The organism is Chryseobacterium oryzae, from assembly GCF_022811665.1.
Lineage (GTDB): Bacteria > Bacteroidota > Bacteroidia > Flavobacteriales > Weeksellaceae > Chryseobacterium > Chryseobacterium oryzae.
Genome location: NZ_CP094529.1, coordinates 1,471,305 through 1,482,611, shown reverse-complemented (window position 1 = coordinate 1,482,611; position 11,307 = coordinate 1,471,305). Strand labels below are relative to the sequence as shown.

Below are 11,307 nucleotides of genomic sequence, written 5' to 3'. Positions count from 1 at the left end.
ATTCAAGATTTTAAATTATAATTTATGAACGACATAAAGCTGATTGTTACCGATATGGATGGCACTTTTCTCAATTCAGAATATGAGGTGAGCCCAGATTTTCCGGCGATTTACCAGGAACTGAAGAAGAGAAATATTCTTTTTGTACCGGCAAGTGGCAGACAAATGCCCGGAATTACTCAGTATTTTAAAGATATTGAGGATGAAATTGGTTTTATTGCTGAAAATGGCGGTTATGTAATTTATAAGAATAAAGAACTTTTTGCAGATAAATTAGACCACAGATTTGTATCAGAAATTATTAAAACAATCCGAGAGATTCCCGGAGCGAGAGCTGTACTTTCTGCCAAAAGCAAAGCCTACTACGAAAGTGATGATGAAGATTTTGTAAATTATTTTACAAGATATTATACAGAAAACCAGAAGGTACCCGATTTGATGGATGAAGTGGATGATGATGCTTTTAAAATTGCAGTGTACCACTCTGGAGGTTCAGAAGAAAATCTTTATCCTTATCTCAAACATTTTGCCAACGAAAATCTAGAAGTGGTTATTTCTGGGCAATATTGGGTAGATATAATGAACCGAAACATTAATAAAGGAAAAGCATTAGAGATTATTCAGAAAAAATTAAATATTCTTCCCTCAGAAACAATGGCTTTTGGCGATTATATGAATGATGCAGAAATGCTTAGAAACTCCAAATTTTCCTTTGCAATGGAAAATGCACATCCGTCAGTGAAAAATATTGCCCATTTTGAAGCGGAATCTAACGATAATTTCGGCGTTGTTTTAGCCATAGAAAAGTATTTACATAAAAAACAGGATTTTAAAATTGTAGAGAAATAGCTGTTCTTCATTAATGATATTTGTCATAAAATAAGGTGTAAACCGTGCTTGTAAGCAATAAAAAAGATTAAGGTATTTAAATTGTTAGCATTATTGAACTTTTGTACAATTTTTGCTACTTGTTTTGAGATATTTTTAAAACACTTTCCGAATAGATAAAAATCTACCACACATAATTTTTTATCTGTTTATTATAAGTATTTTTGAATGTAATCTTTTTAAGCTAACACTGAATTTTATTTTTATGATTTTAATTGTTGATGACAATCCGAATAATCTCTTTTCATTAAAAAAACTTTTAGAATCTAAAGATTTCGATGTAGATACCGCAGATTCTGGGGAACAGGCATTAGGCAAAGCACTCAAAAATAATTACGCTTTAATAATTTTGGACGTACAAATGCCCGAAATGGATGGTTTTGAAGTTGCAGAAGCCTTATCTGGTTATAGCAAAACGAAGGATATTCCCATCATATTTCTTTCGGCAGTAAATACCGAGAAAAAATTTATTACCAAAGGTTATGCTTCCGGAGGTAAAGATTATGTTACAAAACCTGTAGATCCGGAAATTCTGATGCTGAAAGTAAAAACCTTTTACAATCTTCAGGAAAAAAATCTGGAGATGAAAAAAACTCAGCAAAATCTTGAGTTGGAAGTAAAAGGCAGACGAGAATCTCAGGTTACCATGAAATCTCAGATTGAGCAATTTCACCTTATGTTAGAATCTCTTCCTCAGATAGCTTTTACGCTTAATGAAGATGGAGTCATAGATTTTGTGAATGGTAAATGGTATCAGTATTCCAATTCAGAAAAGGTTTTCCCGGAAACGCATCCCGATGATTATGTAATTCAGGAAGAATTTGAACGATGCAAAAAGAAAAGTAAGCCTCTTGATCTTGAAATTAGAATTAAAAATACAGAATCTGGAGATTTTAGGTATCATTTGCTTAGAGTTACCCCGGTTTTTGAAGATAATATACTTAAAAAATGGGTAGGAACATTTACAGATATTGATGCTCAGAAAAGAATTGAAAAGGAAAAAGATGAATTCCTGAGTATAGCCAGTCATGAACTGAAAACACCTCTTACCAGTATTAAAGCATATATTCAGCTTTTAGACAGAAAACTTAAACTTAGCGAAACTACTGCTGAAGCTGGTTTCATGGTAAAAGTTCACGATCAGATCGAGAAACTCAATACTTTAATAACAGATTTACTCGATGTTTCGAAAATTGAAAATGGTAAGTTGAAAATCAATAAAAAACCTATCAATCTGGAAAAACTTATTCAGAATACCATTGAAAATATTCTTCAGACGAATGATAATAAAGTGAAAATAGAGCGACATGGCATAATTCCCGATATTCTTATTCCGTTAGATGACATTAGGGTAGAGCAGGTTTTAATTAATTTCTTAACCAATGCAATAAAATATTCGCCGGAGAATAATCAGATTATTGTCACCACTTTTGTAGATGAAGAAGAACAGGAGGTAAAAGTAAGTGTTACCGATTTCGGAATTGGTATTCCCGATTATAAACAGGAAGCTGTTTTCCAGAAATTTTACCGGGTTGAAGAATCTTCGCTTCAGTTTCAGGGGATGGGAATCGGTCTTTACATCTGTTCAGAAATTATTAAACAGCATCATGGTACTATAGGAGTTTCCAGTATTTTAGATGAAGGTTCTACATTTTATTTTACATTACCTCTAAATTAATTTTATGCCAAGAAAAATACTCAGAAATTTACAGTTTGGTGTAAGCTTTTCACTTATTATTTTAATAACGAGTTCTGTTGCTTCTTATCTAAGTATTCAGAATCAGATGAACCATAGGGAAAGCTTAGGTAAAAGCCGCAGATCTGTAACCGCTGTAAAGGATATTTTAGTTTCACTTTTAGATGCAGAAACCGGAAGCCGCGGATATCAGCTCACAGGAAAAGAAAGTTTTTTAGAACCTTATGAAAGAAGTCTGCATGAATACTCTTTGGCAATAAAACGTGCAGAAAGCTTAGATATTGAAGATAAGCAACAGCAGAAACGCTTCAATTTACTCAAAATAAATGTTCAGCGGAATATTGATAATCTTAAACTTATTGTAGATAACAGAAGAAAAGGGATTATCATGACTCAGGATCAGATTTTACAAAGTAAAAGTGATATGGACAGATGTCGGAAGATTGTAGACGAATTTGTAAAAAGTGAAGATACCAATCTTGAGGAAAAAACCATAATACTTAACAAATCTTCTAATACAACCGTTCTTTTTATTATTTTTTCTGCACTTTCTGCAATCGCAGTTACGGCATTTTTCTATTTTAAATTACGTGCAGATCTTATCCGCAGAGAAAAGCTCGAAGCAGCTTTAAGATCAAAAGATTTGGAAATCAACAAAAGGGTTACAGCAATACAGCAAATTGCCAACAGAGTAGCCAATGGAGACTACAGTCAGAAAGCTGAAGATTATTCTCAAGACGATCTCGGCGATCTTGCAGACTCGTTAAATCACATGACAGAATCTCTTAAAAACTCTTTCGATCAAATTAATAAAAGCGACTGGAAGCAGAAAGGTTTGGCTATTTTAAATGAATCTCTTGTAGGCAATAAATCGGTAAAAGATGTTTCAGAAAAGTCTCTTTTTCAACTTATTGAATATGGTAAATGCATCAATGGTTCGCTTTATATTTACGATGAAGGAATTTTAAAACTTACTGCAGCTTTCGGACTAGAAAGCAATATGAAAAAGACCTTTGAAGTTGGTGAGGGTATTGTAGGACAGGTTTTTAGTACAGAAAAAATGAAGATTTACAATAATCTTCGTCAGGAAGATTTTGTAGTAACTTTTGCGAGCAGCACTATTCAGATTTATGGGATTTTACTGTTGCCGATTTTTGCAGATGGTTTTTGTATAGGTGTTATAGAATTGGGCTCGCCTTCGAATTTCGAGGATGACAAAGTAGAATATTTTTTAGAATCAACAAGAAACATAGGTATTGCTTTAAGTGCAGCAAAAAGAAGAGAAAAAGAGCAGCAGTTGCTGGAAGAAACACAGGCTCAGTCGGAAGAATTGCAGGTGCAGCACGCAGAACTCGAGAATCTTAATACCGAATTAGAAAGCCAGACCCAGAAATTACAGGCCTCCGAAGAAGAACTGAAAGTACAGCAGGAAGAGCTGATGCAGGCAAATGCTGAATTGGAAGAGCGTTCCAGATTACTAGAAGAAAAAAATCATCTTATTGCCGAAAGAAATATTGAAATTCAGAAAAAGGTAGAAGAACTTGCTCTCAGCACCAAATATAAATCTGAATTCTTGGCAAATATGTCGCATGAACTGCGGACTCCGCTTAATTCTATTCTTTTGCTTTCTAGACTGATGGCAGAAAATCCAGACGAAAACCTCAATGAAGATCAGATAGAATCTGCAAAAGTTATTCAGAGTTCTGGAAGCAGCCTTTTAACATTAATTGATGAAATTTTAGATTTGGCTAAAATAGAATCGGGTAAAATGACTTTAGATTACGAAGATGTATCTATTAATGATGTTGTAAAAGACCTTAAAAATCTTTTTAATCCTGTATTTCAGGAGAAAAATCTTCAGTTTGATATTAATATAGATGAAGATTTAAGTACGGTTATCAAAACTGACCGTCTCAGAGTAGATCAGGTTTTAAGAAATCTGCTTTCTAATGCGCTTAAATTTACTAAAGAAGGAAGCATCAGTCTATCTATTACAAAAGAGAAATCAAGAAAAGATTTTATTAATTTTTCCGTAAAAGATACAGGAATTGGCATTGCAGAAGATAAGCAGAAAATTATTTTTGAAGCATTTCAACAGGCAGATGGCTCAACAAGGCGAAAATTTGGAGGTACAGGCTTAGGGTTATCTATTAGTCGCGAAATTGCCAGATTATTAGGTGGAGAGCTTATTTTGAAAAGCAAAGTGAACGAAGGAAGTGAATTTAGCCTGATTATTCCTGTAAAAGAGGTTTCAGAAGTAGAACAGCACGACACAGATCAGGATATTGTAGAAATTATCCGTGAAGATGTGGAACAAATTCAGCATATTTTGGATGATAAAGAACATGATAAGACTATTAATGTTTTAGAAATACCGGATGAAGTTGAAGATGATAGAAACAACATTACCAAAGAAGATAATGTTATCCTTATTATAGAAGATGACACCAATTTTGCAAAAGCTTTATTAAAATATTCCAGAATGCAGAACTACAAAGGTGTTATTGTAGTGAGAGGGGATTTTGGACTTACATCTGCATTGCAATATCATCCAAAAGCTATTTTATTGGATGTTCAGCTTCCTGTAAAAGACGGTTGGCAAGTAATGGATGATTTGAAGTCTAATCCAAAAACGAAACACATTCCGGTTCACATGATGTCTGCTTTACATGTGAAAAAAGAAAGCTTAATGAGAGGTGCCATAGATTTTATCAACAAACCTGTTGCACTCGATCAAATGGATGATATGTTCAGAAAAATAGAGGCAGCCCTCCAAAAAGCACCTCAAAAAGTTTTAATTGTGGAGGAAAATGCAAAACATGCAACTGCACTTTCTTATTTTCTTGGTAATCTTAATATTTCATTATCGGTAGAAAGCAATGTGGAAGATAGTGTTAAAGCATTCAAAGAAAATAAAATTGATTGTGTAATTCTCGATATAAGTGCCTCCAAAGGTAGCGAATACCAAATTGTAGAATCCATCAAAAGTTTTGAAGGTCTGGAGAATCTTCCTATTATCATTTTTAAAGAAAACAATCTTTCTAAGTCTGAAGAACTTAAGATAAAACAGTATGCAGACTCTATTGTCGTAAAAACAGCACATTCTTACCAAAGAATTTTAGATGAAGTAGGTTTATTCTTGCATCTTGTAGAGGAGAAAAACAGTACTTTGGAAGCTGTCCGAAGTAAATCATTAGGTTCTTTAACAGAAGTTTTGAGCAATAAAAAAATACTTATTACCGATGATGATGCAAGAAATATTTTCTCACTCACCAAAGCTTTAGAGAAATATAAAGTGGAAGTAGTTGTAGCAATGGACGGGAAACAAGCACTACAGCAGATTAAAGAAAACCCAGATGTAGATGTTGTTTTGATGGATATGATGATGCCTGAAATGAATGGCTACGAAACCATTAGAGAAATTAGAAAAATGCCTAAGTTTACAAGACTTCCGATAATTGCGGTTACTGCAAAATCTATGATTGGAGAAAGAGAAAAATGCATCACTGCGGGAGCTTCAGATTACATATCAAAACCGGTAGATATAGACCAGCTTTTATCACTGCTGCGTGTTTGGTTATATGAAAGTTAAACAGCAAAAATTCTGATGAATAATAAAATACTCATTGTGGATGATGATCCACGTAATATATTTGCCCTGAAACTTACGCTTAAAGCTAAAGGATATCAGATTGAAAGCTGTACAATGGCACAGGAAGCTATTGATGTTTTGAAAAATGACAACCAATTTTTAGTGATATTGTTAGATATGATGATGCCTGAGATTGATGGTTATCAAGCCCTGAAAATCATCCGCGAAACTCCTGGTATAAACCATATTCCGGTAATTGCGGTTACGGCTCAGGCAATGCCGGAAGACCGTCAGAAATGTATAGATGCCGGAGCGCAGGATTATGTTTCCAAGCCTATCAATGTTGATATTCTGATGTCTGCCATTCAAAAATTAACTTGAAATGCTGGAACCAAGTATTGTAAAAGATGAAGAAGTAGAATATCTTATTAAAGATGTTTATGATCTGTACGGATACGATTTTTCCGATTACAGCAGGGCATCTTTTAAGCGGAGAGTAAACCGTATCTGTCTTATCGACAAATTTACCAGTTTTGCAGAACTCCGTTATACCTTGATGAACGAACCCGATTATCTGAAAAGATTTATAGAAGAAATCACGGTTAATGTAACGGAAATGTTTAGGGATCCTTCATTTTTCAAAGCATTAAGAGAGAAAATTCTGCCACAATTGGGTACCTATCCTTTAATCCGAATATGGGTTGCAGGATGTTCTACCGGTGAAGAAGCTTATTCTGTTGCAATTTTACTAAAAGAGGCAAATTTGTATCACAAATCGCTAATTTACGGTACAGATCTTAATCCTTCTGTTTTAGAATCTGCAAGAGCAGGAGTTTTTCCTTTGCAGCAGATGAAACTTTATTCGGAAAACTATATTCTTTCGGGAGGAAAAAAAGATTTTTCAGATTATTATACAGCTAATTATAATAGTGTTGTATTCGATAAAAGCCTCAAAGAAAAACTTATTTTATCCACGCATAACTTGGTATCCGACAGTTCGTTTAACAGTTTTCAACTGATAATATGCCGAAATGTTCTCATTTATTTTGATAGAAACTTGCAGGAAAGAGTTTTTAATCTTTTTGATAACAGCTTAGAAAATTTAGGATTTTTAGCTTTAGGGGCAAAAGAAACATTAAGATTTTCTAAATTAGACAAAAATTATCATCAAATTGATGACCAGCGAATCTGGAAAAAAATCGAGTCTTAAATAATGAGGGAAGAAGATTTCAATAAAACTGAATTAGTTGTAATTGGAGGATCTGCGGGAAGTCTGCAGATTATTCTTGAGCTGATTAAGAATCTTGACAATAAATTTTCTTTTCCGATTATTTTGGTTTTGCACAGAAAAGCGAATTCCAGTAATATTCTTCAGGTCTTGCTTCAGCAGTTTACAGCATCAGAGGTAATTGAAGTGGACGATAAAACAGAAATTGTAAAAAATAAAATATATATTGCGCCTGCAGATTATCATTTACTTTTCGAGAATAAAAAGATAATGGCTTTAGACAGCTCCGAAAAGATGAATTATTCTCGTCCGTCGATAGACGTAACTTTTAAATCTGCTGCGGAAGTTTTTGGTAAAACTATTATTGGTATTTTACTTTCCGGAGCAAATGCAGATGGTGTGGAAGGGTTGGCTTACATTAAAAAATATGGAGGAAAAGTTTGGATTCAGAATCCTGATACAGCAGAAGTAGATTATATGCCAAGACAGGCAGAGCAACAGCTTAATTATGATTTATTGATTACGCCTCAAAATCTGGCAGAACTTATTAACCAAATTGAATAAACTAGTAACTAAAATTTAATTTTTAAAATTATATGAACAAAAAAATATTAATTTTTGATGATGATAAAACCATTTTAGAAGTAATTACAATCATTTTTGAAGAAAATGGCTATCAGGTGGAAATATCTGAAACCAGTCATGATATTTTGGAGAAAGTTTCAGATTTTATGCCGGATGTTATTTTGATGGATAATTGGATTCCTAAAATTGGTGGAGTAGAAGCAACCAGACTTCTTAAGAATCACGAAGATTTCAAGAATATTCCTGTAATTTATGTTACTGCGAATAACGATATTGTTGCTTTGGCAAAAGAAGCAATGGCAGACGATTATGTCGCCAAACCTTTTAATCTGGATGATCTGGAAGAAAAAGTAGCAAAATATATTTAAAAAAACTCCTGCATTTTTATAGTGCAGGAGTTTTTTTAGCCAATTTCTCTTAGACGAGAATTTTCGTCTATTATATCGCTAATTCTCTTTTCTATAAATTTTCGGTCGTAGATTTCAAGGTTTATTTCGTTAATCATTGCATGGAAAAACCGTTTCAAATCTTGGTTTTCATTTATCTTTTCACTAAAAGTGGGTGCCACAATCATTTTTTTAGATACTAAATTTTCGATGAGAGAAAATTCGCATTCCGCATTGATATCAATATCAAATTGTTTTTTTATAGTCAATTCAAAATACTCATTCAGTAAGCTTTTTTCCATTACTGTATTTTTTGCATAGTATATAATAACTTTTATGCCATAAATGGTATTTTTCAATTCAATATTCAAAAAAATAGTAAAAGATTTTTACAGCTTGTTTAAATTTTATTCAATAATTTTTTTGCCTTTTGTTGATTTTCTAAATGAAAATTAACTACTCAGTTCAATATCTTGATTTTTTTATGTTATTCAAAATAAATAGTTTTAGTTTGACGGTGATTTTTTCGAATCTAAAGGTTTCTTATTGTTAAAATAAATTTGAAATTTGAACAGGCTTTTAGAAATAAAAAAGAGTGATAATTTAGAACTATCACTCTCGCTACAAGATAAAATTAAAGCTTATTTACCGCCACCTCCGTTCTTTTCCACGTCAGTTTTAGAGTTTTCTTTAACTTTTTGGTTACCAAAACGCTTCACAAACGTTAAAGAAAAGCCATACCAGTCGGATTTAACAGAATTTCTGAAAGTTCCTGTTTGGCTAAACGTTGTAGAATCGAAATTAGGTCTTTGGAAAATGTTCATTAGCTGAAGACTGATTTCCATTTGTGTTTTAGGAAAAATCTTAGTTGCCGAAATGTTGTGAAAAACATTGGTTCGGTTGGCGTAAGAATTCCCGTTATTCTGGTTAGAAACTTCTACCCAAGCACTTAAATTGATGTTTTTATTGAATAAATTGGTGTAGGAAAAATTTGCAGAACTGCTCCAGAAACTAATGTAATCTTTTGCTTTAAGGTCGTTTCTTTGGTTAAAATCACTGTTATCAATATAATTCCATCCGAAGCCTAAATTAACGTTTAGTTTATTCTTCAGAAATGTTTGGTTGGTATTGGCATTTACGGAATATTTATGCACTTTTCCATTAAAATTTTGAGGTTCTGCAATGGTTTTATCCAATTGAGGAACCGATCCTTTTTCTACTACATAGGCAGTCCAGTAATCCTGATTGGTAAAAGAATATCTTGCTGAAAGAAAATATTTTTTCAGAATTCCAAGTTTCATATAAAGTCGGTCGTTCGGGTTTGGGTTTAAGTTGATATTACCTCTGTAAAAAATTCCGTCATTATTGGGAATAAGAAAAGGATTAAACTCAGAATACCAAGGTCTCCATAGAGATCGGTTGTACGTTAGGCTAAGATCATAATTTTTGGAGAAAGAATATTTCAGCAATAAGTTGGGAAGAAGCTTTCCGTAAGATTCTTTTCTTTTGCTTCCTGCAACATCCTGTTCAGCAGTATAATTTATATATTCATAACGCAAACCTACTCTGGTTTCTAACTTCTCGAAGAATGTCTTGCTGAAATTAGCATACAAGGAATTGATATTATCTTTATATCTGAAATTATCAAAAGTAGAAAGATTACTCAGATTATTCCCATAGAGATTGTATGGTATTACATTGTTGTTAATGTCTATTTTACCTCCCACTTCTATATTTCCGCCAGATTTTCCTATAGGTTGGGTATAATCTACTTTCAGATAATAATTTCGGGCTTCCTGGTCAGAAAGAATACCTGTAATATTCGTATTGCTAAGAGAAGATATGGTTTTTACGAACAAATTATCCTCATCGGAACCATCATAATTGGCTCCCAAATTAATATCTAAAATTTTATTTTTCTCTTTATCATAATATTTATAGAAAAGATTGGTTCCTAAGTTTCTGCTCAATACAGATGCGTTTTGGCTTTGGCTGAAAGAATTGTTGAGTTCCCCATCTAAATATCTCGTACCATCTGACTGAGAATTGCTGAAGCGTTTCCCTTGATATGCCTCAAGAATTAATCCTATTGAATTTTTACTGTTAATTTCGTATTCTGAAGTAGAAGACAGGGAAGGATTTTTGCCTTTATAAACATTTTCGGAAATAATCTGCGTTACATCATTATTCTCGTATAGTGTATTTAAAATCGAGTTTTTCTGTACATAAGTATTGTCGCTGTAACTTCCTACTATTGTCTGGGTAAATTTATCTTTATGATAATTAAGATTAAAATTGGTGTACTGAGAATTTTTGGTATTCTGTCTGTTGTTAAAAGTTACACTTCCTTTAATTCCTTCATCATCACGTTTTTTTAGAACTATATTAATGACAGAACCAGACGTTTCGTATCTCGAGGACGGACTGGTTATGACTTCAATTTTCAATAAATTATCCGCAGGAATAGTTTGCAAATAATCTTTAAGCACTTTGCCGGTAAATACAGACTTTCTGTCGTTAATGTAAACGGTAACCATTTCACCTTCGGCACGAAGCGCATCGTTATTGTCTATACTTACCAGAGGCGTCATTCTAAGAACATCCCAAGTTGTATTTCCTGCAAGAATGGAGCTGTTGGCTACATTAAAAACGGTGCGGTCAACCTTAGATTCAACCGTAGGTTTTTTAGCTACAAATGTAACGGCTTCAATTTCCTTTTCGTTAGTCTTTATGGTATCGGTTTTTGTCTGTGCTATTGATAGCGTACTTGCTAATAATGCAATGGGCACTAATATGTTTCTCATGAAAACTTCATTTTAACATAAGACACTTTAAAGGGAATATTTGTTACACAGTATAAATCATAAAATTTTGTTAAAATTATTTACTGTTAAGAAATAGAGAATATTTAAATTTAATAATTAATTCACAT

Annotated in this window: 9 protein-coding genes; 7 read left to right on the top strand and 2 right to left on the bottom strand. The window is 33.0% G+C overall.

Features of this window, described 5'->3' with window-relative positions; genetic code table 11:
* Nucleotides 1-24: 24 nt before the first annotated feature.
* The 7 genes from MTP08_RS06910 (at nt 25) to MTP08_RS06880 (ending at nt 8,357) form a co-directional block, all read left to right on the top strand.
* Complete coding sequence (locus tag MTP08_RS06910) at nt 25-849, top strand: HAD family hydrolase (protein ID WP_243577650.1); 825 nt, start codon at nt 25-27, stop codon at nt 847-849.
* 244 nt (nt 850-1,093) lie between these two features.
* Nucleotides 1,094-2,566 (top strand): hybrid sensor histidine kinase/response regulator, encoded by a 1,473-nt coding sequence (locus tag MTP08_RS06905; protein ID WP_243577649.1) that lies wholly within the window; start codon nt 1,094-1,096, stop codon nt 2,564-2,566.
* Nucleotides 2,567-2,570: 4 nt separating this feature from the next.
* Nucleotides 2,571-6,176 carry a response regulator gene (locus MTP08_RS06900; protein ID WP_243577648.1) on the top strand — a complete coding sequence of 1,202 codons (3,606 nt, stop codon included), beginning with the start codon at nt 2,571-2,573 and terminating at the stop codon, nt 6,174-6,176.
* Nucleotides 6,177-6,191: 15 nt separating this feature from the next.
* On the top strand, nt 6,192-6,557 hold the full coding sequence (locus MTP08_RS06895; protein WP_243577647.1) for a response regulator: 366 nt from the start codon (nt 6,192-6,194) through the stop codon (nt 6,555-6,557).
* 1 nt (nt 6,558) lies between these two features.
* Nucleotides 6,559-7,386, top strand: a complete 828-nt coding sequence (locus MTP08_RS06890) for a CheR family methyltransferase (RefSeq protein WP_243577646.1) — start codon at nt 6,559-6,561, stop codon at nt 7,384-7,386.
* Nucleotides 7,387-7,389: 3 nt separating this feature from the next.
* Nucleotides 7,390-7,968, top strand: coding sequence for a chemotaxis protein CheB (locus MTP08_RS06885; protein WP_243577645.1), 579 nt, complete (start codon nt 7,390-7,392; stop codon nt 7,966-7,968).
* A gap of 32 nt (nt 7,969-8,000) precedes the next feature.
* Nucleotides 8,001-8,357 carry a response regulator gene (locus MTP08_RS06880; protein WP_209389371.1) on the top strand — a complete coding sequence of 119 codons (357 nt, stop codon included), beginning with the start codon at nt 8,001-8,003 and terminating at the stop codon, nt 8,355-8,357.
* 35 nt (nt 8,358-8,392) lie between these two features.
* On the opposite strand, the gene MTP08_RS06875 is transcribed toward MTP08_RS06880, so the two are convergent.
* Together MTP08_RS06875 and MTP08_RS06870 are read right to left on the bottom strand one after the other, a co-directional pair.
* Nucleotides 8,393-8,677, bottom strand: a complete 285-nt coding sequence (locus MTP08_RS06875; RefSeq protein ID WP_243577644.1) for a hypothetical protein — start codon at nt 8,675-8,677, stop codon at nt 8,393-8,395.
* Nucleotides 8,678-9,016: 339 nt separating this feature from the next.
* Nucleotides 9,017-11,179 carry an outer membrane beta-barrel family protein gene (locus MTP08_RS06870; protein WP_243577643.1) on the bottom strand — a complete coding sequence of 721 codons (2,163 nt, stop codon included), beginning with the start codon at nt 11,177-11,179 and terminating at the stop codon, nt 9,017-9,019.
* Between the last annotated feature and the right edge of the window lie 128 nt (nt 11,180-11,307).

What these genes read in the sequence shown, in the direction of transcription:
- MTP08_RS06910 (WP_243577650.1), top strand. Translation starts at nt 25, where the DNA reads ATGAACGACATAAAGCTGATTGTTACCGATATGGATGGCACTTTTCTC.
- MTP08_RS06905 (WP_243577649.1), top strand. Translation starts at nt 1,094, where the DNA reads ATGATTTTAATTGTTGATGACAATCCGAATAATCTCTTTTCATTAAAA.
- MTP08_RS06900 (WP_243577648.1), top strand. Translation starts at nt 2,571, where the DNA reads ATGCCAAGAAAAATACTCAGAAATTTACAGTTTGGTGTAAGCTTTTCA.
- MTP08_RS06895 (WP_243577647.1), top strand. Translation starts at nt 6,192, where the DNA reads ATGAATAATAAAATACTCATTGTGGATGATGATCCACGTAATATATTT.
- MTP08_RS06890 (WP_243577646.1), top strand. Translation starts at nt 6,559, where the DNA reads ATGCTGGAACCAAGTATTGTAAAAGATGAAGAAGTAGAATATCTTATT.
- MTP08_RS06885 (WP_243577645.1), top strand. Translation starts at nt 7,390, where the DNA reads ATGAGGGAAGAAGATTTCAATAAAACTGAATTAGTTGTAATTGGAGGA.
- MTP08_RS06880 (WP_209389371.1), top strand. Translation starts at nt 8,001, where the DNA reads ATGAACAAAAAAATATTAATTTTTGATGATGATAAAACCATTTTAGAA.
- MTP08_RS06875 (WP_243577644.1), bottom strand. Translation starts at nt 8,677, where the DNA reads ATGGAAAAAAGCTTACTGAATGAGTATTTTGAATTGACTATAAAAAAA.
- MTP08_RS06870 (WP_243577643.1), bottom strand. Translation starts at nt 11,179, where the DNA reads ATGAGAAACATATTAGTGCCCATTGCATTATTAGCAAGTACGCTATCA.